Below are 25322 nucleotides of genomic sequence, written 5' to 3' on the forward strand. Positions count from 1 at the left end.
ACATGTTGAACAGATTTGCCTCTCTTTTCGTAAGTGCTTTGCTCTTTTCCGGGCTGGTTGCGAATGCTCAGCGCAACAGTCCTGCAAGTGTGTTTGTCGAACCGGTTCAGGAACGCCATTTCTCTATGCGGATCGAAGCGCTCGGTACTCTGGAACCGAATGAGCAGGTGGATTTGACCCTGAATGCGGCAGACCGTGTCCGTGCGATCTATTTTGACGATGGCGACCGTGTGCATCAGGGCAAGACATTGCTGTCTCTGGCTCAGCGCGAGCAGGTTGCCCTGGTAGAGGCCGCTGAGGCGACTTACGATGAAGCACGCCGCCAGCAGGAACGTCTTGCTCGGCTCGCAGAGCAGCAGGCCGTTTCACAATCCGAACTTGATCAGGCCAATCGCAATCTGGATAGCGCGGCGGCTCAGTTGCGCGCAGTTCAATCACGCCAGCGCGATCGTGTGCTCGTTGCACCTTTTGATGGCGTGCTCGGGTTCCGGATGGTCAGTGTGGGATCATATGTTCAGCCGGGTGATGTGGTCGCCAGGTTGATTGATGACAGCGAAATGAATCTCGATTTCTCGGTGCCATCCACATTCTTGCGGACCCTTGAAAAGGGCACCGCGATTGAGGCGCGCTCTGACGATTTTCCTGGCGAGACTTTCGAAGGCACTGTTGCCTCTATCGACAATGCGATTGATCCTGTCACTCGGTCCGTTCGCGTGCGAGCCACCTTGCCAAATCCAGACCGTCTGTTGATCGCGGGCATGTTCGTGCAGGTCACGCTGGTTGCAGATCCGCGTGTCTCACTGTCCATTCCGGAGGAAGCCGTTCAGCCGGTCGGGCCGCGTACATTCGTGTTCGTCGCCGCCGAAGAAGGTGGTGAGCGCGTTGCACGGCGCAAGGAGGTCACGCTGGGCCTACGCCAGGCGGGACAGGTGGAAGTGCTCTCCGGACTGGTCGAAGGTGAAGAGGTCATCACGGAAGGCGTGATCCGGGTTCGTGAAGGCGGCGCTGTCAGTATTCGCGACAAATCCATGCTGGAGCCGCAGGCAGTCAGCGGGAAGAAAAGATCAGGCAGTTCAAGCGGTTCTTCATCATCTGCGGGACGCTAGAAAATGCTGCTGTCCGATACATCCATCAAGCGGCCGGTATTTGCGTCGGTTCTCGCGCTCATCCTGGTGATATTCGGTCTGGTCTCGTTCGAGCGCTTGCCACTCCGGGAATACCCGGACATTGATGCGCCGATCGTCTCGATTGATACGAGATACCCCGGTGCATCTGCCAGCGTTGTTGAAACGCGCATCACGCAAATTATCGAAGACCGGATCGCGGGTGTTGAAGGCATCAGATATATCGACTCCAACTCCAGTGATGGACGTTCTCGTATCAGCGTCGAGTTTGGAATTGACCAGGATATCGATGTTGCCGCGAATGACATCCGGGACCGAATTTCCGGAGTAATGGATAATCTTCCCGAGGACACGGACCCGCCAGAAGTCGAGAAGGCCGATTCCAATGATGATGTGATCATCTGGTTGAACCTCGCTAGTGAAACGATGACGACGCCCGAGCTTTCTGACTATGCGCAGCGTTATCTCGTGGATCGGTTCTCGGCGCTTGATGGGGTGGCGCGTGTACGGGTGGGCGGTTCCCGCGACTATGCGCTTCGGGTCTGGATTGACCGTCGCAAACTGGCCGCGAGAAATCTGACCGTTTCCGAGATCATTCAGGCGCTCCGTAGCGAGAATATCGAAGCCCCGGCAGGCAGTCTTGAGTCCGAGAAGCGAACGTTTACGGTTCGTATCGACCGGACCTTCCGGACACCGGAAGAGTTTGCGGCGCTCGTCATTGCTGAAGGCGCAGACGGATATCTCGTCAGATTGGGCGATGTGGCCCGCGTCGAGCGCGGCACCGTGGAAGACCGCAACATGTTCCGGGGCAATGGTGTCCCGATGGTGGGGCTAGGCATTATCAAGCAATCCACCGCCAATACGGTCGAGGTCGCTGCGGGTGCGAGGGATCTTGCTGAAAGGCTCAACGAAACCTTGCCGGAAGGCATGATCATCGCGCGCAGCTTCGACAGCTCGGTTTTCATCGATGCTTCCATTCGCGAAGTCTACACGACATTGGCCATTGCGGTCGGGCTTGTCACGCTCGTGATCTTCATCTTCCTGGGAAGCATTCGAGCGACCATCATACCGGCCATTACCGTGCCGATTTCCATCGTCGCCACATTCATCGTGCTCTACGCGCTCGGCTTGTCGGTAAACTTGCTCACCTTGTTGGCTCTGGTTCTGGCAATCGGGCTCGTCGTGGATGACGCGATTGTCGTTCTAGAGAACATTGTCCGACGGATTGAGGAAGAGGGTGAGACACCGCTCGTCGCCGCGTTTCGCGGGACGCGGCAGGTTGGCTTTGCAGTCGTTGCAACCACGCTCGTCCTGATTTCGGTATTCGTGCCGATCACCTTCATGCGGGGCGACGTTGGGCGACTGTTTACGGAGTTCGCGCTGACTATGGCGGCTGCGGTCGCGTTTTCGAGTATTCTTGCTCTGACTCTGGCACCGATGCTCGCCTCCAAATTGCTGAAGCGCGAGAAGAATACTGGCGTGATGGCGGCGCTGCCAAACGCCATTGATCGTGGGTTTGGTCGCTTGCGCGTTGGGTACGCCTGGGTTCTGGACAAGCTGATTATGCGACCCATCGCCGTCGGCGCCATACTCATCGCCCTGTTTGGCGGGGCTTATGGGCTCTCCCAGACCATCGAACAGGAATATGTCCCCATCGAGGATCGCGGAGCGTTCTTTGTATCCATCCGCGGCCCTGAAGGGGCGTCCTATGATTACATGGAACGCTACATGGACGAGATCGAACGCCGTATGCTTCCTTATACCGAGAGCGGCGAGGTCAACCGTTTGCTCCTGCGCGCCCCAGGTTTCGGAAGCTCATCGTTCAATCAGGGCTTCATGATCGTTGTGCTAAATGACTGGTCCGAACGCCGACCTGCGGACGAGATCATTGGTGAAGTGAATGGAAAGCTCTCTGACCTGCCCGGCATTCGCGCTTTTGCCATCATGCGGCAGGGCTTGGGCGGCGGAACGGGAAAACCGATCCAGTTCGTGCTGGGTGGACCGTCCTATGAAACGTTGGTCGAATGGCGAGACACGTTCATCGCAGCGCTTGAGGAAAACAATCCCGGCCTCGTCGATATTGATTGGGACTACAAGGAGACGCAGCCGCAATATCGTATTCAGGTGAATTACGACCGTGCGGCCGATCTTGGTGTGACCGTATCGGACATTGGCGAGACACTTCAGACGATGCTCGGCTCGCGACAAGTGACGACATATATCGACGATGGCGAAGAGTATGACGTCATTCTTGAGGGGCTGAGGTCAGAGCAGAATACGCCGAATGATGTGCAGAACATCTATGTGCGGTCTGCCCGTTCTGGCGAACTCATCCCCTTGTCCAACCTTGTAAGCATCATGCCAATCGCCGATAGCCCGACGCTCAATCGCTACAATCGCGTCCGGGCAATCACGATCGAGGCCGGCCTGGCTGATGGTGCCGCGCTCGGAACTGTGCTGGACGCCATGCAGGCGACAGCGCGCGACGTGCTGCCCCAGGAAGCCATCATCGATTTCAAAGGCCAGTCGCTCGACTTCAAGACGTCGGGACAGTCGATCCTGTTCGTTTTCGCAACAGGGCTGGTCATCGTCTTTCTCGTGCTTGCAGCGCAGTTCGAAAGCTATCGCCACCCGATCATCATCATGCTGTGCGTACCAGCCACGCTGGCGGGTGGCATGCTGGGCATCTGGCTGACCGGGAATTCCTTGAATATCTACACGCAGATCGGATTGATCATGTTGGTGGGGCTGGCCGCGAAGAATGGCATTCTGATCGTGGAATTTGCAAACCAGCTGCGGGACGAAGGGCGAGAGTTCCACGACGCGATCAAGGAAGCCTCTCTTGCGCGGTTCCGTCCGATTGTCATGACCAGTTTGACAACGGCTGCAGGGGCGTTGCCGCTCATCTTGTCGAGCGGCGCGGGCGCCGAAACGCGGTCAGCGATTGGTGTCCTCATCCTGTTTGGTGTGATTGCAGCAGCGCTGGTGACAGTGCTGTTCGTTCCAACTGCGTATGCGCTGATTGCACGTGGCAGCGGCTCTCCCGGAGATGTCGCCCGGAAGCTGGAAGCGGAAAGTGCGAGCGTCGATCAGGCGGCTGTGCCGGCCGAATAGCCTGTGTCGCTTTTTGTCGCTTGGTGTCGCCGAGACTAATCGAACTGTCTGCGCAGCTACAAAACATGATTGGCTTGGCCGCGCGATGCCCAGGGGCACGCACCAATGCTGTGAGCGAAGTGTGGCTTCTTCGTCACGACGATTGATATTCCAAAGAAAATGAGCCGCATTCTCAGGAATGCGTGTGCTGTGCGATTGACTTGCAATAGCATGGCTCGTAGGTGCCCTCTAGTATTGAGATGCATTCTCACATCTGTTTTCTAGAGGTTACATCATGAGTATTTCGAAGGTTGGCGCAGTCAGCACTGTCGCGCTTGTTATCGGCATGGCTGCCGCGTCGCCGGCATTGGCACAAAGCAGCGACGATGAGAGCCGTCAGGAGACCGTGATCGTCACGGGCACGACAGGTTCGTTCGGCGCGACAAAGAACGAAACGCCCATCGTTGAGACCGCACGATCGCTGTCGGTCGAAACGTCTGACATGTTCATCGACAAGGGGGCGCTGCGTCTCGCTGATACGCTGACCTATGTCGCGGGTGTGACCGCCGAGCCTTATGGCTTTTCCACACGGGGTGACTTCCCGTTCTCCCGTGGCCTCAGCATCCCTCGCTATCGCGACTCCGTTCAGGAATTGTTTGGCAGCTATAATTCGACCCGCGCCGACGTTTACACGATTGAGCAGGTTGAGGTTCTGAAAGGGCCCGCCTCTGTCCTTTACGGTCAAGGATCCCCTGGCGGGATCGCAAACTATGTTTCCAAGACTCCTCAGGAAGATTTCGGTGGTGAAATCGCTGCGGAGCTCGGCAACTTTGATCGCTACCAGATTGCAGGTGACGTGACCGGGCCAGTCGCTGGATCGGACGGAAAGCTGCTTTATCGTGTCGTTGGCGTCTATCGCGATACGGGTACACAGATTGACGAAGTCGACGAGACCACCACGGTCTTCATGCCATCCCTTTCCTGGCTACCGACACCTGATACGAAGTTCACTATCATCGGCTTGCTGCAGGAGACTGACAGCGACGCGGCCGCCCAGTTCATTCCGATTGAAGGGACGCTGGAGCCTCACAATGTGACGGGCGAGTTCATCGACACGGACGTCTATGTTGGCGAGCCTGGTTTCAATCGATACGACACAGATTCCCAGCAGGTCACCTTGCTGGCTGAGCATCGCATCAATGATGTGTTCAAACTCGAAGCAACCGCCCTGTGGCGCTCTGGTGAGGCTGACTACCACCAGGCGTGGCCAACATTCACAGGTGCCAGCCGCTATCTGAATCAATATCTGGGCGCGCCTCTCTTTACCGAGACAACCGTAGCTCGAACCTTCTATCAGGGCGACAACACGTTTGATCAGCTGGCGGGCGATGTCCGCGTGCGTGCGGACTTCACGACGGGCGCGTTTGAGCATCAATTGCTTGCAGGCGTACAATATCAGGACGTCGAAACGGACAGCGATTCTTCGTACTATTTTGCCGGTGGCGTGTTGCAGGGCGATTTCAGCTATGTCTTCGACCTGGCAAATCCGGTGTACGGAAACTACCCAGACCAGGCCGTGTTTGACGCCATCTATAACGACAATCCGGCTTCTACAGTTCAGGATCTCGGCATCTATGTTTCCGACCAGATTTCCTACGAAAACTGGCGCTTCACGCTTGGCCTTCGTAGCGACAATGTCGAAAATGACAGCGGCACAGTCGTTCAGGATGATGATGCCATTTCAACCAGCGTCGGTGTGCTCTACCGGTTCGACAATGGCTTTGCGCCTTATGCGAGCTATTCGGAATCCTTCGAGACTGTCGTTGGTACAGACACGACGACGGGCAACCCGCTGAAGCCGCAAGAAGCGCGTCAATACGAAGTCGGCGTCAAGTATGAGCCGTCTGCGTTCCCCGGACTGATCACCTTGAACTATTTCGATATTGAGATTTCCAATCTCGGAAATCCGAACTCCCTGCCAGGGGCTGCCTCCCAACAGGAAGGCGTCGGCACGCTGAAAGGCTTCGAGTTCGAAAGCCATGTCCAGTTTGACACTGTGTATGTCCAGGCAGCGTTTTCGACACTGGACGCGGAAGATCCGAATGGCTTCCAACTCGCTGCTGCGCCTGAAACTCAAGGCTCGGTCTGGGCGACGTGGCGGCCGGATGGCCAGTGGACCGGCTTCAAGTCAGGTGCCGGCGTCCGCTATGTCGGCGAAACTGTCTCCGAGAATGGTACATTGCGTTACGTGACACCGGACTACACGCTGGGCGACCTGATGGTTGGCTATGAGTGGGACCAGTGGGACTTTGCAATCAATGCCCGCAACATCACCGATGAAGATTATCTGACCGGATGTCTGACGCGTGGCGATTGTTTCCCCGGACAACGCCGGACAGTTGTTGCAAGCCTTCGCTACAAATTCTAAGCCGAGACTCATATGAGCCCAACCGACTACATTTTCGCAACGCTCGCTGCCTTGGGCGGTCTGCTTGGCCTGGCGCTTCTCTACTCAGTGTGGCGCAAGCCGGGGCGTCCGGTGATGCTTGTGGTCGGTTGGGCTCTCGTGCTTTCGAGCCTCCTTGTCTGGTTCATGGTGAACATGGATCGAGGTGTTGCGCAGATCGCATCCATTTTGATGCTGGTCGTCGCGGGACTGATTACCTGGCCGGGCTTGTTGGGCACTAATGGAATGCATGCGCCAATACGCATCAGAACGATTGAAAACACGCCCCCACAGGCCGCATCAATTGTCCAAAAAGCAACAGCCGTCGGTTCGGGTATCTGGACGTTCCTGCTTGCAGGACCTGTCGCGGGCGTGATCTCATTTTATGCAGGAGGCGCGCTGTTGCGCGTCACGGTTCCGGAAACGGGCAATCCTGCAAACGCAGCGGTCGGAGCGTTTCTATTCAGCCTGGTTGCATGGGCCTTGCTGAGTACATTGTTGTTGATGGAACAGCGTAAACTGCATCGGACCCTCTATGCGCTTGGCGCGTGTGCAGTCGCATTGGCTGCAGCTTTCATTTAATTCGTCGGGACAAGCTCATGGCAAAAACGATCTGGCCAAAATCTTCCAGCGCACGTGTGGACTCTGCCTTGTCTGCGCACTCTGTGATGGGGTTGGTAATTAGCGCATTGCTGTTCGTTCTGTGCCTCAGCGGAACGGTCGCGGTCTTTGAAGACGAAATCGAGTGGTGGGAGCAAGCGAACACGCCGGTCGTACATTCGGTTGATCCTGCAATCGTGCAGTCTTCCGCCGATGAATTGCTGAAGCGCGATCCGGATACGACCCATTTGTACGTATATCTCCCTCGTGAGGATTGGCCGCGCTATGTCGTGGGCGGCGACAACGGGTCTTACGCCGTGAGTGAGACCGGGACGTTTGTTGCAAAGCTGGAAGCGCCGTGGAACGAATTCCTGATCGAGCTTCATTACTATCTCACCATGCCGCACAGTTTTGGCATCATAATCGTAGCGATATTTGGCGTGATGCTCGTCTCTATGGCCATTTCTGGCCTGTTGGCGCATCCACGCATTTTCAGGGATGCGTTCCGGTTCAAGCGTTCAGGTCAGGCGCGGCTGGCGCAAGTGGATTTGCACAATCGGTTGAGCGTCTGGACGACACCTTTCCTGGTGGCCGTGGCCGGAACTGGAGCGATGATCGGTTTGTTCGGAGTGGCGGCGCTCGTGTTCGCGCAGACAAATTATGGCGGTGATACCAGCAAGTTGAGCGAAGCCATCTTTGGCGGCGAGGTGCTTGAGCCGGATGAAACACCCGTGCCGCTGACGGGCGTGGACACGGCGATGATCAATCTGTCGCGCGATGTCGTCGATGCCAATCCGTTTCTGATCGTGGTGCATGAACCTGGACAGAAGAGCCAGCACATCCAGTTCTATAGCGACGAAACCGACCGCCTGATTTATGGAGAGACATACACTTACTCAACAGATGGCGAATTGCTCGCAACCGGTCACAATTCTGATGGTCCGGCAGGGCAGCAGATCGCGCTGTCGATGTATAAATTGCACTTTGGCGACTATGGTGGCCTCTGGATCAAGGCGGCTTACTTTGGTCTGGGGATCATGCTGTGCATCATCGTTGCGACGGGCTTGAATATCTATTTCCTCAAACGTCGGGAAAAGGGACGCTCGGCCCCTCGGCTTGAGGCGATGTGGAGCGGCTGGATATGGGGGAGCACCGCAATGCTGCCTGTGACGCTCACAGCCAGCTTGATGGGTATAGGTGTTGCCATGCTGATCGCGGTCTACTGGCTTGGGTCGATCCTGTTGGCCGCAGCCGCCTGCGTATGGCTGACGGCAGCGAAAGCAGGGCGACTTTACAGAGGGGGCGCTGGTCTTGCCATGCTGGCCGCGCCGGCGATCCATCTCATTCGCGGCGAACTGGTGTGGTCAAATCCATACGCGGTTGGCGTGTCTGTTGGCCTTGTTGTCATTGGCGCATTGTTCGTGTTCAGGGCAGTCGGCTCGTTCGTGGAGCTACCCCGCAGCGTGCGCGCCTCTGAGACTGAGGCGGCTTGAGGGCGCTATTCTTTCGTCTCAAGAGCCTGGAACCATGCGCCGTTTGGCCCCTGTAGGATTACTGACTTGCAGCGTCCGATTCCGGGAAGGTTCTGTTCAACAGCTTCAACCTTTGCATGGTTCGAAACAGGAGCAATATCCTCCACCAATAGCGTGGCGCCCAATAGTCCACGAGCGGGAGGCCGGGCCGTTTCGAACACGGACGTCTGAGAGCCCGCGGGCAAGCCGTAGTTTATGATCCCAAAGTAGGGCTCACTGGTCTTTGTACCAACATTCCAGGCTCTTAGCTTCATGGAATCCGCACTGCCAACAAGTGCGTCAAAGCTCTCATCGTCAAGTCCATATCGATGAATCACTGTCAGGCCGAACACGTCTTCCAGAAAGGATAATGTGGGCTCCTGGTCCTGTACGGGGCCGGAAATGCTTTGGGGCTCGCTGACAAGTCTGTCACGAACCGTCGCAAGAGATTCAAACCTGTCAGGATCACCGCTGATAAGCGCGCAAACAACTCCGTCTGGTCCCCACAGGTGCGCTTCACGGAAGCGTCCTTCTGGTGTGTCATAGTCTGCGACTTCTGCTTTGAAGCGGAATCCGGATTTTTCGATTTCAGCCATGGCCGCATCAAGATCAGGTGCGTAAAAGTCGATCACTTTTAGGGCATTGCTATCGGAACCACGCGCCGGGTTCCGGATCTGGAAATCCGTACCGGGGGAAAATTGGATGAGCCTGACGCCAAATTGCGTTCCGGGCGTTTGAAGCGTGACTTCCAGACTTTCCTGATCCTGTGTTCCCCAGATTTCGGAGGTTTCCGGTGCGGTCCGTTCCAGACGACCAATTTCCTCAAGGCCGAATGCGGCGAAGAGTGCAATGTGTCGTTCTACGTCGCTCGACGAGATGATGGGCCCGTGAATGCGGAGAGTTTTCGGGGTTTGACTTGGGGAGGTCATGAAACCAGATCCTTGATCGGACTATAATGTGGAGCGCGTTTCGTTTGTCAGCGTGATCTTGAAGAGCTTGTCATCTTTGAACCAGTGCCATGTGCGAGCCCGGCTTTGGCCGTCTTCACTGATCTGGATCATCTCACAAACTCGAATGGAGGGGTCATTTGCATAGGTGAAGTTGAGATACACTGTCCGATCGTCGACCTCTTCCATCCAGCCGTCGAGGCGATCTTGCCATTCCAGGCGATTGTTCCTGTGATCTGCCTTCAGTGTTATGCGTGTCTCCCGTCCATCGCTCCAGGTGTTGCGGATATCGAGAACGAAGTCTGCATCTGCTTCGAGCGGAAAAGACGAATGCGTGTCGACCTGGTGCCGGTCTAGCACGTCACCTTCCGGAGTTATGTGGGTGTAGGTTCCTGTCCAGCTGCCACAGCCGCGCGCGAGTAAGGGAAAGTGCTGGGCGGTTTGATTCATGGCGGGAGGCTCCGTAGATTTTCCACCACGGTAAAAGGGTATAATGATATGTCAATTGATGGGGGCTTCTTTCAGGCCCTGTCAGTGGAAATCCCTGCTTCGAGGAATGACCCGGACGTTGCGCGGGTGGCGTCCGCCTGAGCGCTGGGGGGGCGGACCCTTGCGCTCCGGAATGGGGCGGGTGACCTCATCGGCGCGATCAAGGGCCTGCTTCAGCGGGTCTTGATGCGCGTCTTCGGACAAGCAGGCCAAGTCTCCGGTTCGGTCGATCAACTGATTTGCGACTATATGGGTAACATTGTCTGCGGTCTGGACCCGCCCCTTCACCAGCAGGATGCGCGCGCCCATCACCACAGAACGGAATCGCTCGAATACGTTTGGCCATACGACGAGGTTGGCGATGCCTGTTTCGTCTTCAATTGTAATGAAGCAGACATCGCTGGCTGAGCCGGGGCGCTGGCGAACCAGTACGACGCCGGCTGTCTGGACGCGCGCGCCATTTGCCAGGCTACAGGCCTCGCGTGTCGAAACAGCGCCCATCCGCTCATAGGCTTCGCGAAGGAAAGACATCGGGTGATCCTTGAGAGAGAGACGCGTGGTTTGATAGTCCTGCAAAACCTGTTCTGACGCAGGCATGATGGGCAATTGAGGGGCTTGTTCCTGGCCCTGCTCAGCAGCGTCCGCAGCTGCAAACAGGGGCAGTGTGTTGCCGCTGGCCTCGCCGCGTACACTCCACAGGGCTTCGCGCCGACTGAGCTGCATGGAGCCGAAGGCGTCCGCCGCTGCCAACAACTCCAATGATCGACGGCTGACGCGTGCGCGGCGGCGTATGTCGTCCGGCCGGTCATAGCCATGTCCCCGCGCCACCATCAGCGCTTCCATCTCGTCTTCGCGCAAGCCGTCAACTTGCCGAAAGCCGAGCCGTACTGCGCAATACCTGCCATCGGTAGGCTCCAGCGTATTATCCCAATCTGACAAATTCACATCAACGGGACGAATCTCCACGCCATGCTCCCGCGCATCCCGAACGATCTGGGCCGGAGCATAGAACCCCATGGGTTGGCTATTCAGCAGCGCAACGCAGAAAACATCCGGGTGGTGACATTTCAACCAGCTGGACACATAGACGAGGTGTGCGAAGGAGGCTGCATGGCTTTCCGGGAAGCCATATTCACCAAACCCTTTGACCTGATCAAAACAACGTGCGGCAAAGGCGGAATCATATCCCCGCTCAATCATGCGACCGACCATCATGTCCTGATAGTTTCCAATCGTGCCGACTTTTCGGAAAGTGGCCATTGCGCGGCGCAGGCCATTGGCTTCGTCGGCTGAAAATTTCGCGGCATCCATGGCGATCTGCATGGCTTGTTCCTGAAACAAGGGCACGCCCAATGTTCGGCTGAGGATGCGTTCCAGTTCATCTGGGGGGCCATGCTCTGGCGCTGGAGACGGGTAGGTTACAGTTTCCAGCCCTTTGCGGCGGCGCAGATAAGGGTGGACCATATCCCCCTGAATGGGGCCAGGCCGCACGATGGCCACTTCGATGACGAGATCATAGAAGGTGCGCGGGCGAAGGCGCGGCAACATGTTCATCTGTGCCCGGCTTTCGACCTGGAAGACACCCAGACTGTCGCCTTCGCAAAGCATGTCATAGGTCGCCACATCATCTTGCGGAATGGTGGCGAGCGAGAACTCCAGCCCCTTGTGCAATTGAAGCAGGTCAAATGCCTTGCGGATACAGGTGAGCATGCCGAGCGCGAGCACGTCCACCTTCATGATGCCGAGTGCATTGATGTCGTCCTTGTCCCATTCAATGAATGTGCGCTCATCCATCGCGGCATTCCCTATAGGGACTGTTTCGACCAGCGGCCCGCGTGTCAGGACAAAGCCGCCAACATGTTGAGACAAATGGCGAGGGAAGCCAATCAATTGCTGGGTCAGCAGGATGGCGCGGCGGATCATGGGATTGGCCGGGTCCAGTCCGGCCTGCCGGATCTGGTTCGGATTGATGGCGCTGCCCCAACTGCCCCAGACCGTTCCGGCAAGTGCAGAAGAAACATCTTCGGTCAGGCCAAGTGCTTTGCAGACCTCGCGAACAGCAGAACGGGGGCGATAGGAAATCACTGTTGCTGTCAGCGCAGCCTTGTGACGGCCATAGCGCTTGTAGACATGCTGGATGACTTCCTCGCGGCGCTCATGCTCGAAGTCGACATCGATGTCTGGCGGCTCCTTGCGCTCTCTGGAGAGAAAACGTTCAAACAGAAGGCTGGTCAGGGCCGGATCGACATTCGTGATCCCGATACAATAGCAGACTGCCGAGTTCGCGGCCGAGCCACGCCCCTGACAGAGAATGCCTTGCTCGCGTGCCCAGGCAACTATGTCGTGTACGGTCAGGAAATAGCGTGCATAGTCCAGCTCCTCGATCAGGGCGAGTTCCTTGTTGAGGGCGGCGCTGACCTTGCCGGGAACGCCCTCTGGGTAGCGCCAATGTGCGCCGCTCCAAGTAAGGTCAGTCAGGTGTTCCTGTGGGGTCTTTCCGGCAGGCACGGGCTCATCAGGATATTCATAGGCCAATTCATCGAGGCTGAACTGACAGCGATCCACAATCTCGACGGTGCGGCGCAAAGCAGGCTCAAAGCCTCTGAACAGGCGCGCCATTTCTTCCGGACTTTTCAGATGGCGTTCCGCATGGGCCTCCAGCTGATAGCCAGCCTGTTCGATGGTGCAATGCGTGCGGATGCAGGTGAGAACATCCTGCAGGGGGCGTCGCTCCGGAGTGTGGTAGAGGACATCATTTGTCGCAATGATTGGTACGCCGTGGCGCGCGCAGAAATCGGCAATGCGAGCGATCCGTTCACGGTTGCGGCCATGATAGGCATAGGTTGCAGCAGCGTAGACATTGCCCGGCGTATGCGCTGCGAAGCGTTCCAGTGTCTCTGCAAAGGTCGTGTCCAACCGTTCTGGTGGCTGGAAGATGAATACTTGTCCGTCTGCATGTGCGAGAATATCGTCCAGCGTGATCAGGCAGTCGCCCTTTTCCGCGCGCAGCTTTCCGTCTGAAAGGAGACGTGACAGCCGGCCATAAGCGGCCCGGTCAGTTGGGTAACAAATCAGTTCCGGGCCATCGGTTGGGACAAGGCGCGCGCCGATGAGAAGGCGTAGGCCAGCCTCTTTCGCTGCGATGTGCGCCCGCACGACGCCCGCGAGCGTATTGCGATCTGCAACACCGACGGCTGTGAGCCCGAGCTGTTTGGCGGTCAGGACGAGTTCCTCTGCGTGTGAAGCTCCACGCAGAAATGAGAAGTTCGTTGTGACGGAGAGTTCTGCGTACTCAGTCATGCAAAAAGACCGTGGACATACCATTCCGGTGGTCCGCCGCGACCATCTCCGTAAAGTCCTTCGCGGAACAGCCAGTATCGTCGTCCGGATGCGTCCTCGACACGGTAATAGTCCCGTGCGCGGGGCAGGAGTTTTACCGGTTCGGAGGGGGCGTCCAGCATGGCTTCGAGGTCAGCGCGGACATGGGCAATCTGTGCGGCATCCGCACGGGGATCCATTTTGGGGGTTAGCCAGGGGCGGGCCTGCCCACCTAGTGCGGGGGGAGTTTGGGGGGCGGCGATATGAGTCCACCATTCTGGTGCTATGCGTTCTGGCCCGTCGGCGCGGGTTACTGTACGCGGCACGCGTCGCCAGATGAAGCGCAAGGGCGGGCCGTCAGGCACTTCGGCCATAACTGTGACCCGTTCCGGTGAGGGTAGCAGGCGGATGGGTCGTGGCCCGGCAGTCGGGCTGGGTATGGCCGGAATTGGAACGCTCCCGTCAAACCGCGCCTGAGGCTCGGCGCGCTCTGGCATGTGGCTTTCGCGTGGCTGGACCCGGCTGACCGCCCCCTCTCCAAGCCGGGCTGCGATCCGGTCGGCCAAGGCGGACAAGGCAATGGCGTCCATGTCGGTTGAGGCGAGATCGCCTGACAGCGCCATGGGGCTGGTTTCCATGACATCGGTGCGGTGGGCTTCGAGCAGGAGGAGGTCTATGCCAAATCCTGGATCAATCGTGTCAATCCGTTCCCGGAACAAGCGGAGAATATGCTTCGGCTCACGTACAGGGCGGGCGGCTTTCACAGCGATGTCCGACCGGGAGCCATCTGATCTGAAAGCCGTAAGCAGGAAGCATCGTGCGCCGATCCCTGTGGCGCTGAGCGCTTCGCACACTTCCTGTGTTAGCTGTTCAAGGCCGATTTTGATAGCTTCGCTGGTGGCAATGGGCTCCGGACAGTTCAGCCGGGCTGACCGAAGTGGCATCGGGCGCAGAGGCGCAAGGGGTTCATGGCGCAGGCCAAGGGCCTGATCGAGCCGGAGAAGCACAGCATCGGCGGCGGATCGTGATTGAAAACGCCGTCCCAACGCCCTGCGGTCAATACCGTAGAGCTGGCCAATCCGTGTCAGCCCGAACCGCCTTAGCAGGGTTTCGGCATCAGCAGACAGGCGCAAGGCGGCCACGGGCAGATCAGTAAGGCCAGCCTGTTCTTCGCCTTCCTTCAGGCAGGTGCCCGGCGCAGCGCGGGAGAGGGCCGAGGCTGCACCCGGTGTGCCGGCAAGCCCCAATTGGTGTGAAATGGCATTTCGTTGCAACAGGCTGGAAAGCATTTCCATCATGGCGTGCTCACCACCATAGAGGTGGTCGCATCCCGTTGTTTCAAGGATGAGTCCATCTGTGCCATCAATCGCGACAAGTGGCGACAATCGGATCATCCAGTCACCAAGGGCTGCGAGGGCCTTCGCATCGGCGACGGGGTCCAGATCCTCGGCGACGAGATTGGGCGCGCGGGCGCGGGCGTCTGTAAAGGCCAGTCCCTCTGTAACCCCCAATTGTCGGGCAGGTTCATTGGCGGCCGCTACGCCCAGGCCCTTGGCGCCGTTTTCCAGCAACACGAAGGGTTGGTGGGGGTCAGGCGCTTTGTCGGAGGTGGGACGGGCCGATCCGGTCCTGTGCCCACGCCGGGCGCGTCGCAACCGGGTCAGCGGCCAATCCGGACACCACACGCAAAGATAGCGTTTCATCATCAAGCTCCAGATCAAAGGATTGCCCGGCCATGTGCGGGGCCTGGCGGGACCGTTCGAGCACAGCCTTCCAGCGGAGCGCTCCGGGGGCTTTCGGGTCGTAACGGTTCGGGGAGGACGGGCGGGGGGATATACGCCAACGGGCACTGGCGGCGGTGGCACCATCACGGCTGTAAGGCATTAGCAGAAGCACAGGCACGCCGTGGCGACCGGCGGCCAATGCCAAGCGACGAGATGCTGTGAAGTCGGTGTCTTCCAGTTCTGCGATAACAAGCGCTGCGACACCTGAGCGAATGGCTTCTTCAGTCGCCCAGAGGGTTTCGGAAAGTTTGCGGGGCGTGATTGTCAGGCAGGGGGATATATTTGTTGAGATCTCCCGATAGCCAGCTTGCAGGAGGAGACCATGAGACTGTTTCAGGCCGGCTTGGCGGATCCAGACAATCGGGCCTTTGCGATGCGCTCTGGCCGCGAGGGCAAAGCCCGTCATGGCGGCGAAATCCCCATGCGAGGCTTCGCAGATTTCATGCAGGCCTGCATCCCCCAGCCCGAGGGGGAAGGCCAGACTGGGCCGGTCCCGGGGGGGTGACAGATGAAAAACATCCTTCAGGGGAAGTGGTGCATGCTCCATGTGTTCATTATTTGTTCTGTCGCAGAAGAGTCAACTGCGCGCCGCTGCTGAGGTGAAATTCCTTAGGCGTGAACGAAGATCAGGAGAAGGATAACGGGCAGGGCGAAGCCTAGTGCTGTCAATGGCCATGTGCTGTTACGGCGAGCGGCCTGCATCTGCAGTAGCCATAGACCAGTCGCGCTGAAAATGATCACGCCAATCGCGAACAGATCCAGAAATAACGTCCAGGCTATTCCCGTGTTGCGGCCCTTATGCAAGTCGTTGAGGTAGGCAACCACGCCGCGATTGGTCTTCTCGAACAGGACGTCGCCTGTTTCGCGATCGATGCTGACCCAGGCATCGCCACCGGGGCGGGCAATACTGATGTTGATGTCGTACTCGGTCCACTCCCCGGTGCGACCGATCAAATCGAAGCCAGTCTCAGACTTCAGGTGACGTGCGACTTCTTTCGGCAAAGGCAATTGCGTGCCGTCTTCCAGAGTCTCCTGAAGCTGGCGTGTCATCTCCTCTGGCAGCACGACTTCTCCCTCAACCACTTTTGGTTTCGCAGACAGAATGCCTGCATGGTTGAGAGTGATCCCCGTAGACGCAAACAGGATCATGCCGACCAGACAGACCGCGCCAGACATCCAATGTATTGTACGCACCTGACGCTTGACGAACATCTTGAAGGAAGCCCGCTTGGCAGCGGCGGCAGGAGAAGAGTTCATGGAGACAGAATCCGCTATTGATGTCGCGTGGGGAGGTGCGCGCCACTGTTGCCCGGCGTCGTAACACGGCCCGAAATGCTCTTGCAAGTCATTCGCATGAATTTGCTGCGATCATTACGTGCCTTTTATGTCGCGCACTCTATTGATCTGTAGAGGTTTCTCATCTCTGAGTTGGGTCCGAATGCGTTACGTTTTGTTAGATCAATGTGATCCTGCACATGCTGCAGCTGTCTTCCATCGTGAGCCGGGCATGCTGTGGCTGGATAGTGCAGATCCGGATCACCCATCGTCGCGATGGTCGTATCTTTGTGTAGCGCCGGTTTCGACCATGCGCCTGACCGCCCAGGCGACCGAAACTGAATTTGCTGCCAGCATGGATATGTTGCGCCGGTGGGTGACGGCACGACCTCGAACCCGAATTTCTGGCGGACCACCGTTTCAGGGCGGCGCAGCAGGCTATGTGGCCTATGATGCTGCGCCACTCTTCCATAGCCGGTTCCATTCGCGCCATGTTGCACAATCCGATATGGCGGAATTCAGTTTGTACGACACGCTCTTGGCGTTTGATCATGTGCAGGGAAAGACCTGGATTATGTCCGCTGGTCTCACGTCTCCTGATGAAGGCCAAAACGAAGATCTTGCAGATCAGCGAATATCGAAAGTAATGGCAGCCCTTTCGGGATCAGGCGGACTAGCCACCTCTGTGGCGTCGGTTAAATGGGAACGTCCTGACCGGGCTATCGACTACGTGAAAGCGGTTGAGCGTACACAGGAATACATATTGGATGGCGACATCTATCAGGCAAACATTGCCCAAAACTGGATAAGTGAGAAGTTGGGCGCAGATGATGCGTTTACCAATTATCTCGAGATGCGAAAGCGAACACCCGCGCCGTTCGCGGCTTTTGGTCATTTTGGTGGGCGAATACTGGCCAGCGCGTCACCGGAGCGATTGATCTCTGTGTCGGCTGATAGGCGTGTTGTCGCAGAACCGATCAAGGGGACGATGCGGCGGGCATCAGACCCGAAAGTCGACGCTAACATTCAGGCCGAGTTGTTGGCGTCCGAGAAGGACCGTGCAGAGAATATAATGATTACTGACCTCCTGCGGAACGATCTATCAATCGTGTGTGCGCCAGATTCGGTCAAGGTTACGTCACTCTGCAGGCTTGAGACATTCTCCAATCTTCACCATCTTGTCTCGACCATCGAAGGCGATCTGGCCGAAGACAAGGACGGCGTTGATTTGTTCTCAGCAGTGTTTCCTGGCGGATCTATCACAGGGGCGCCCAAATTGAGGGCCATCGAGATTATTGACGAACTGGAACAAAGACCGCGCGGCGCGTATTGCGGAGCGGTTGGGTATGTCGGCTTCGATGGTGCGATGGATTTCAACATCCTTATACGTACTATAGACCATCTTCCTGAAGAGAGCGTGCTGCTGGCAGGGGGAGGCATTACGCTGATGTCTGATCCGCAAGGTGAACTCGCCGAGTCGGAGTTGAAGGCGGAGCGGATAGCGCCTGGGCTATTTGCGCAAGAGAACTCGTCATGATCCTTGTTCTCAACAATCGCGATAGTTTTGTATTCAACCTGGCAAGGTATGTGACCTGTGCAGGCGCAGACGTGATGGTCATCGATAGTGACCGCGTCACGCTGAGTGAGATAACCGATCTGGAACCAGACGCGCTCGTGCTCTCACCGGGACCCTGTACACCGAACGAGGCCGGAATTTGCCTCGATGTCGTGCGCCATTTCAGCGATGCGTTGCCGATTCTCGGAGTGTGTCTCGGCCACCAGACGATTGCGCAAGTGTATGGCGGCAAGATTGTCAGGGCTGGTCATCCGAGGCATGGCCGCACGACAAAATTGTCCGTCCAGAGTGGAAAATTGTTTGAAGGGCTGCCAAGGTCATACGAGGTTGGGCTGTACAATTCCCTCGTCGCACAGTTTGATGAATTGCCCGACGAACTCATGGTGAACGCGGTATCTGCTGAAGGTGAAATCATGGCGCTTTCGCATATCTCGAAACCGCTCTTCGGTGTCCAATTCCATCCAGAGTCAATCCTGACCGAATATGGTGCGGAGTTGATTGGCAACTTCGTGCAACTCAGTAAGACGTGGCCTCGACTATGAACTTGTTTCAACCATCATCCAGTCCGGTTCATTCCGTTTCGTTCGATGTCAGAGACCGAGGGCTGTTGCTGGCAGACGGAGTGTTCGACACGTCCTTGGTAGTTCGTGGGCAGATCATGATGCGTGACGCGCATATTGATCGCCTTCTGGATGGCGCTGTCGCTCTTGGCATCCCTCTGCAACGCTCTCAGATTGAGGGGGCGATGGACCAAGCTGCCCCGCCCGAATCATCCGGAGCGCTGCGCGTTACCGTCACGAGAGGCGCGGGCGGTAGAGGGCTGGCCGGAGAAGTGTCCGGTGGCGCGACAATTTTGGCGAATTTGACAGACTATGATGTTAGCGTGCCTTTGCCCGCCGTGCACGTCCAAGAGAGCGAGATTCTGCGCAATCCGACCTCTATAAATGCGCGGCACAAGACTTTGTCTTATACGGATAATGTTGTTGCTCTACGTGCTGCAGTCTCCTCCGGGTTTGGAGATGCGTTTTTCTTTTCGCCGGGAGGCAATCTATCCTGTGCGACAGCGGCAAACGTCTTCGTTCAGTTGGGACGAGATATCGTGACGTCACCCATTGATGACGGAGCCTTGCCTGGCGTGATACGAAATTGGGTGCTTGAGCGGGGATACATCGGCGAGTTTGTAGTTTCCGAAAGGTCAGTATCGCGCAGTGATTTGTTGGCTGCTGATCGCGTCTTCCTGACGAACAGCTTGCGACTGTTTCAACCTGTGTCGGGATTTGAGGCCACTCACTTTGAGCCGTTGCTGCCTGAAGGGTGTGAAGCGCTGCGGAGCCAGTTGATTGGTCGCTGACCCCGCAGTCGTCGCAATTAGGCCAGGGCTGCGGTAAGAGGCGTCAGATCTAGCTTCAGGCTTTCAGCCACCGCTTCGCACGTGACCTTTCCGTTCCATACGTTCAGTCCCGCTGTCAGATGAGGATCTGACCTCAATGCATCTTTCCAGCCCTTGTCAGCGATCCGCAGCGCATGTGGAAGTGTGGCATTGTTGAGGGCATAGGTAGAGGTTCTGGCGACAGCGCCCGGCATGTTTGCGACGCAATAGTGAACAATGTCGTCCACCACATAAGTTGGGGCGTCATGCGTAGTCGGCTTTGAGGTTTCAAAACAGCCGCCCTGATCGATCGCGACATCCACCATGACGGCGCCGGGCTGCATGATGGAAAGCATTTCGCGGGTGATCAGCTTCGGCGCTGCAGAGCCGGGTACGAGCACAGCGCCGATCACGAGATCAGCCTGCGCGATTTCCTGCTCGAGTGTGGCACGCGTGGAGTAGACCGTGTTTGCGCCTGCTTCAAAATGCGTCGCGAGGCGTTCGAGCACATCGGGGTTGCGGTCCAGAATGGTCACATCGGCATGCATGCCCACGGCCATTTGAGCCGCGTTGAAGCCAACCACACCGCCTCCGATTACGACCACACGGCTCGCGCGCACGCCCGGAACACCGCCGATCAGAACGCCGCGGCCACCTTTGGCTTTTTCGAGTGCAGACGCGCCAGCCTGCACAGCAAGTCGACCGGCCACCTGGCTCATGGGCTTCAACAGGGGCAATCCGCCTGTGCGATCCGTGACGGTTTCATAGGCGATGCAAACTGCGCCTGATTTCATCAGATCCTGGGTCTGTTCCGGATCCGGGGCGAGGTGCAGGTAAGTGAACAGGATCTGACCTTCGCGAAGCATGGCGCGCTCCGGTGCCAAGGGCTCCTTCACCTTGATGATCATGTCTGAGCTGGCAAACACATCTGTCGCCGTGTCCGCGATGTCAGCACCAACGGCGCGATAGGCATCGTCTGCAGCGCCAATGCCCATGCCGGCCTGAGTTTCGACTAGAACGGTGTGTCCACGCGCGACAAACTCGCTGACGCTTTCCGGGGTCAGGCCTACCCGAAATTCGTTATTCTTGATTTCCTTTGGAACGCCAATCCGCATGCTCGCAACTCCCGGCAGGTGATGTTACCTCTATTTTCGCGGATATCGTATATTTTATGCCCTAATGTCCAGAAAATTAGTATGAATTGTGCCGCGAGAAAAACTAATCTCCGAAAAATATTCTATTCGCTTGGTGTGCTTCCTGCTGGCTCTTTCCAAACTGCTAAGGCCCGATAGAGCGCCAGGCTGTTTAGCCCATGGTCCAGATTTGCCTGAATGAGTTGCTGTTGGGCGTCATAATTTTCGCGTTGAGCATCGAGCACGGTCAGATAGTCGTCCAACCCGGACTTGAACCGTTCCTGAGACAGATTCAGTGTCACGCTGGTATCCTCCGCCAGTTGTTCAAGCGCATCCAGGCGGCGCGAAATTGTCTCTGAGACCGCGAGTGCGTTGGCAACCTCCCGGAAGGCCTGCTGGATAGCGCCTTCATAGGTGGCGATGGCTGCGTCAGCGTTCGCTCGGGCGGCATCAAGGTTTCCTTGCCGGGCGCCGAAATCGAAAATCGGGATTGAGACGCTCGGCGTAAACGTCCAACCTGACGCGTAGTCGCCTTCGAACAGGTCCGAAATGTCGCCTCCTGCAACCCCAACACCACCAGACAAGGATACGGACGGGAAATAGGCGGCGCGTGCCGCGCCGATATTAGCGTTTGCAGCGAGCAATGTTCGTTCAGCCTGGATAACGTCTGGACGACGCAACAGAACCGAGGATGATTGGCCGACTGGCAAATTCAATTGTACCGGCGAAGGTGAGAGCGCCACGCTTGCCTCAATTGCCGGCGGCAGATCCGTGCCAACCAGATAACGGAGCGTATTGATGTCTCGCCGTACATTCGCTTCGAATGTAGCAGCCTGAGCCTGAGCAGACGCAACGGATGCGGAGGCACGTCGCAGGTCAATCTCACTGGCCGTCCCGGCGTCGAAGAGGGCCTGAGTGAGCTCCAAGCTTTCTTTCTGGCTCTCGGCGGTTTGTTGAGCAAGGCGCAACAATTCCTTGTCCGCACCCAGTTGGAGCCAGGCTTCAGCCACGGATGCAACGAGCGAGATCTTCGCCGCGCGTTCACCTTCTACGCTGGCGAGATAAGTCTGCAGTGCCGAGTCATTCGTGTTGCGGATGCGCCCGAAGAAATCGAGCTCCCATGCGGAAACACCAATCTGCGCGGATGTGCTGTCGCTGAACGTTGATGAGTACGCTGAGCTGTCATCAAAAGTGTCGCCAATCTGCGCATTGCCTGAGCCATTGAATGAAGGCCATAAGCCCGACCGCGCGGTGATGAGATTGGCGCGGGCCACTTCAACCGTCGCGGCGACCGTTCTCAAGTCGCGGTTCTGTTCAAGCGACAAGGCGATCAGCTCCTGAAGCTCTTCGGACTGGACGACCTGCTGCCAAGTCAGTGTCGAGGCTCCTTCCTGGGAAGGATCAGCAACCGGCAGTTCCGCCGGAACAGGGGCTACGGGGCGCTCATATTCCGGCGCCATATTGACACAGCCTGTGAGAACCAGCGCGCTGAGGGAAGCGGCGAGATAGTGGTGGCGGGTCATGCGGTCTCTCCAGTATTGGCAGGACGCTGGCCGCGAAGGCGCATGGTTACCTGACGAACGATGACATAAAACAGGGGGGCAAACAGCAGGCTGAACGTCATGGCGGCAATGACGCCACCAATCATGATCCAGCCCATCGCGTTACGACTTTCAGATCCCGCACCTGAGCTTAGCGCCAATGGCAGTACACCGAAGCCGAAGGCCAGGGATGTCATCAGCACGGGGCGGATACGAAGACGGACCGCTTCAATCGTGGCAGACACGACTTCCTTGCCGGTTTCTTCAAGTGTGCGTGCGAATTCGACAATCAGAATTGCGTTCTTCGAGGCTAGTCCGACCGTCATCAACAGTCCCACCTGGAAGAACACATCGTTTGCCAGACCGAACAGGTTTGCCGAGGCGACGGCGCCTGTAACGCCGAGCGGTGCAACGAGAAGTACCGAAATTGGCACTGTCCAGCTTTCATAGAGGGCCGCGAGGCAAAGGAATACGAAAAGCAGAGACATGATATAGAGCATGGTCGCCTGATTTCCGGTTTGTTGCTCCTGACGGCTGAGGCCACTCCATTCATAGGTGATGTCGCCCGGCAGCTGGTCGACCAGACTGCCGATGAGGTCCATCGAAGCTCCCGAGCTCTGTCCGGGGGCTGGCGATCCCTGGATGTTCATGGCGGAAACGCCGTTGAAGCGCTGCAATTGGGGAGAGCCATAGCTCCATTCGCCGGATACGATTTCGTCCAGTGGAACCATCTCACCTGTATTGCTGCGTGCGAACCAGTTCGAGACATCGTCTGGCTGCATGCGGTCGTCTGCATCGCCTTGGACATACACGCGCTTGATCCGTCCACGATCCAGAAAGTCGTTCACATAGGTGCCACCAAAAGCGATGGACAGCAGACTTGTTGCGTCCCCGACCGAGACACCTAGGGCCTGAGACTTCTGGTAGTCCAGATGCATGTTGAATTGTGGGCCATCATCACTACCGTTCGGGCGTACACCCATCAGGCGCGGGTCTTGAGAGGCCATGCCGAGCAATTGATTGCGTGCATTGAGGAACTCCTCGTGGGACAGCCCGCCAGTGTTCTTGATGTATAGGTCAAATCCGCTGGAGTTGCCCATTTCCTGAATGGGAGGCGGAACAATCGGGAAGATGTTTGCCTCATCGATTTGGGAGAGGCCTCCAAATGCGCGGCCCGCAATAGCTTGTACAGTGTTTTCGGCACCGGGGCGCTCTTCCCAATCATTCATAGCTGCGAAGGCAATGCCATTGTTTTGGCCCGCCCCGACGACGCTGAAGCCGGCGACCGTGAAGAGGCCCTTGATGTTGGAACTTTCGTTTTCAGCATAATAGCCCCGAACTTCGTCAAGCACGGAAGCTGTGCGTTCAAGTGTGGCGCTTTCCGGTAGCTGAACGATGGTCATCATTGTGCCCTGGTCTTCGTCTGGGAGGAACGCGGTGGGCAAGCGGACAAACATCAGGCCGGTCAGGGTGATGATTATTGCGAATACGCCCAGCATGATCCAGCGCCGACGCACAATCCGGGTGACCGCCGCCTCATAGCCACTGGTCAGCTTGTCAAATCCGGCATTGAAGGCATTCGCGGGAGCCATGAGCCACGACTTGCCATTCCCGTGAGAAGGCTTGAGCAGCGTGGCGCAGAGAGCTGGAGACAGCACGACAGCTACAATTACCGACAAGGTCATGGCGGCCACGATTGTCACTGAGAATTGGCGGTAGATCACGCCGGCCGAACCGGGGAAAAACGCCATTGGAACGAAAACGGCTGAGAGCACGACGGCAATTCCGACAAGTGCGCCGGTGATTTGCTGCATGGATTTGACGGTCGCATCATAAGGCGACAATCCATCCTCATGCATTACGCGCTCAACGTTTTCGACAACGACAATCGCGTCATCAACCAGCAAGCCGATAGCGAGCACCATGGCGAACATGGTCAACGTGTTGATGGACATGCCGAATACCAGCAGCACGGCGAATGTTCCCAACAACACTACAGGCACGGCAATGATCGGGATCAATGACGCGCGGAAGCTTTGAAGGAATATCAGGATAACGACGAAGACCAGTGCGATGGCTTCGTAAAGTGTCTTTTCTACTTCGTGGATGGAGGTCTCGATGAAGGGGGTCGCATCCACCGGGAAGACGTATTCCATATCTGCGGGGAAATCTTCCGCGAGGTGGCCCATCGCTTCTTTCACTCGTTCGGCAGTGTCGAGCGCGTTTGCGCCAGTCGCAAGCGTGACGGCGAATCCCGTTGATGGATAGCCATTGAAGCGAGAAATGAAGGAGTAGTCCTGTGCGCCCAATTCAACTCGCGCTACATCCTGCAGTCTCACAGAGCCGCCAGCTGACGTCGTGCGGATAAGCAGATTGCGGAATTGTTCTGGTGTCGTCAGCAACGATTGCAATGTCACCGTCACATTGATTTCCTGGCCGGGTACTGAGGGCGCGCCGCCGAGGGCACCCGAGGCGATCTGTGCGTTCTGCGCCTCGATGGCTTGGACGACTTCAGACGGCGTCAGGCCGTATTGATTGAGCTTTTCAGGTTCGAGCCAAACCCGCATTGCGTACTGGGAGCCGAACACCTGGACATTCCCAACACCATCCAGACGACTGATCGTGTCGTAGATGTTCGATTGGACATAGTCGCCCAAATCCGTCTGATTGAATGTTTCGTTTGGCGAGTAGACAGCCGTTACCAGCAGGAAGCCCCCGCTCGCCTTGCTGACCGTCACGCCCTGACGCTGAACCTGCTCTGGCAGAAGAGGTGTGGCCAGGGAAATCTTGTTCTGTGTCTGCACTTGCGCAATGTCAGGGTCGGTGCCGGGTTCGAAGGAAAGCGTGATGGATGCAACGCCGTCCGAGCTTGAGGAAGAGGAAATATAGTCCAGTCCGTCCAGCCCGGTGAGTTGCTGTTCGATAACTTGGGTTACCGCATTCTCAACGGCTTCGGCTGAGGCGCCGGGATAGCTCGCATTGATGCTTACCGTGGTAGGAGCAATGTCCGGATACTGCGCGACTGGAAGCGACCGAAGCGCCATCCCGCCCGCAAGCATGATAATGATCGCAATCACCCAGGCGAACACTGGGCGATCAATGAAAAATTTGGCCAT

17 protein-coding genes are annotated in these 25322 nt (G+C 57.2%); 8 read left to right on the plus strand and 9 right to left on the minus strand.

Annotated elements, in window-relative coordinates; all coding sequences use genetic code 11:
• Positions 1 to 2 precede the first annotated feature (2 nt).
• The 5 genes from HY36_RS15425 (at position 3) to HY36_RS15445 (ending at position 8756) form a co-directional block, all read left to right on the plus strand.
• On the plus strand, positions 3 to 1106 hold the full coding sequence (locus HY36_RS15425; RefSeq protein ID WP_035554873.1) for an efflux RND transporter periplasmic adaptor subunit: 1104 nt from the start codon (positions 3 to 5) through the stop codon (positions 1104 to 1106).
• Positions 1107 to 1109: 3 nt separating this feature from the next.
• A complete protein-coding gene (locus HY36_RS15430) occupies positions 1110 to 4238 on the plus strand; it encodes an efflux RND transporter permease subunit (protein ID WP_035554702.1) in 3129 nt (1042 codons plus the stop codon).
• A 274-nt stretch (positions 4239 to 4512) separates the two neighbouring features.
• Positions 4513 to 6645, plus strand: a complete 2133-nt coding sequence (locus HY36_RS15435; RefSeq protein WP_081806230.1) for a TonB-dependent siderophore receptor — start codon at positions 4513 to 4515, stop codon at positions 6643 to 6645.
• A 12-nt stretch (positions 6646 to 6657) separates the two neighbouring features.
• A complete protein-coding gene (locus HY36_RS15440) occupies positions 6658 to 7245 on the plus strand; it encodes a hypothetical protein (protein ID WP_035554704.1) in 588 nt (195 codons plus the stop codon).
• A gap of 17 nt (positions 7246 to 7262) precedes the next feature.
• The gene (locus tag HY36_RS15445) at positions 7263 to 8756 is read left to right on the plus strand and encodes a PepSY-associated TM helix domain-containing protein (protein WP_051602868.1); all 1494 of its coding nucleotides are present in this window, start codon (positions 7263 to 7265) and stop codon (positions 8754 to 8756) included.
• Between the two features lie 5 nt (positions 8757 to 8761).
• Here the strand turns inward: HY36_RS15445 and HY36_RS15450 are convergent, their stop codons facing one another.
• The 6 genes from HY36_RS15450 to HY36_RS15475 all read right to left on the minus strand — a co-directional run bounded on the left by HY36_RS15450 (position 8762) and on the right by HY36_RS15475 (position 16569).
• Positions 8762 to 9703, minus strand: coding sequence for a hypothetical protein (locus tag HY36_RS15450; RefSeq protein WP_035554706.1), 942 nt, complete (start codon positions 9701 to 9703; stop codon positions 8762 to 8764).
• A gap of 21 nt (positions 9704 to 9724) precedes the next feature.
• Complete coding sequence (locus tag HY36_RS15455; protein WP_035554709.1) at positions 9725 to 10171, minus strand: hypothetical protein; 447 nt, start codon at positions 10169 to 10171, stop codon at positions 9725 to 9727.
• Positions 10172 to 10252: 81 nt separating this feature from the next.
• Positions 10253 to 13510, minus strand: coding sequence for an error-prone DNA polymerase (locus HY36_RS15460; RefSeq protein WP_035554711.1), 3258 nt, complete (start codon positions 13508 to 13510; stop codon positions 10253 to 10255).
• Positions 13507 to 15231: a Y-family DNA polymerase gene (locus HY36_RS15465; protein ID WP_420896680.1), complete on the minus strand. Its 1725-nt coding sequence runs from the start codon at positions 15229 to 15231 to the stop codon at positions 13507 to 13509. The genes HY36_RS15460 and HY36_RS15465 overlap by 4 nt, the downstream gene beginning before the upstream one ends.
• Complete coding sequence (locus tag HY36_RS15470; protein ID WP_051602869.1) at positions 15119 to 15859, minus strand: ImuA family protein; 741 nt, start codon at positions 15857 to 15859, stop codon at positions 15119 to 15121. The genes HY36_RS15465 and HY36_RS15470 overlap by 113 nt, the downstream gene beginning before the upstream one ends.
• A gap of 62 nt (positions 15860 to 15921) precedes the next feature.
• Entirely contained in the window at positions 15922 to 16569 is a 648-nt protein-coding gene (locus HY36_RS15475) for a PepSY-associated TM helix domain-containing protein (RefSeq protein WP_035554715.1), read from the minus strand.
• A 181-nt stretch (positions 16570 to 16750) separates the two neighbouring features.
• Between HY36_RS15475 and HY36_RS15480 the strand changes: the two genes are divergently transcribed.
• The 3 genes from HY36_RS15480 to HY36_RS15490 all read left to right on the plus strand — a co-directional run bounded on the left by HY36_RS15480 (position 16751) and on the right by HY36_RS15490 (position 19514).
• Positions 16751 to 18124 carry an anthranilate synthase component I family protein gene (locus HY36_RS15480; RefSeq protein WP_162176012.1) on the plus strand — a complete coding sequence of 458 codons (1374 nt, stop codon included), beginning with the start codon at positions 16751 to 16753 and terminating at the stop codon, positions 18122 to 18124.
• Positions 18121 to 18705, plus strand: a complete 585-nt coding sequence (locus HY36_RS15485) for an anthranilate synthase component II (RefSeq protein WP_035554717.1) — start codon at positions 18121 to 18123, stop codon at positions 18703 to 18705. The genes HY36_RS15480 and HY36_RS15485 overlap by 4 nt, the downstream gene beginning before the upstream one ends.
• Before the next feature lie 65 nt (positions 18706 to 18770).
• Positions 18771 to 19514: an aminotransferase class IV gene (locus HY36_RS15490; RefSeq protein ID WP_162176013.1), complete on the plus strand. Its 744-nt coding sequence runs from the start codon at positions 18771 to 18773 to the stop codon at positions 19512 to 19514.
• A 17-nt stretch (positions 19515 to 19531) separates the two neighbouring features.
• Here HY36_RS15490 and ald read toward each other — a convergent pair whose 3' ends face one another.
• The 3 genes from ald to HY36_RS15505 form a co-directional block, all read right to left on the minus strand.
• The gene (gene ald / locus HY36_RS15495) at positions 19532 to 20647 is read right to left on the minus strand and encodes an alanine dehydrogenase (RefSeq protein ID WP_035554719.1); all 1116 of its coding nucleotides are present in this window, start codon (positions 20645 to 20647) and stop codon (positions 19532 to 19534) included.
• Between the two features lie 122 nt (positions 20648 to 20769).
• On the minus strand, positions 20770 to 22188 hold the full coding sequence (locus tag HY36_RS15500) for an efflux transporter outer membrane subunit (protein ID WP_035554721.1): 1419 nt from the start codon (positions 22186 to 22188) through the stop codon (positions 20770 to 20772).
• Positions 22185 to 25322 carry an efflux RND transporter permease subunit gene (locus tag HY36_RS15505; RefSeq protein WP_035554722.1) on the minus strand — a complete coding sequence of 1046 codons (3138 nt, stop codon included), beginning with the start codon at positions 25320 to 25322 and terminating at the stop codon, positions 22185 to 22187. Before HY36_RS15505 ends, HY36_RS15500 begins: the two co-directional genes overlap by 4 nt.

It is taken from the genome of Hyphomonas atlantica corrig., assembly GCF_000682715.1.
Classification (GTDB): domain Bacteria; phylum Pseudomonadota; class Alphaproteobacteria; order Caulobacterales; family Hyphomonadaceae; genus Hyphomonas; species Hyphomonas atlantica.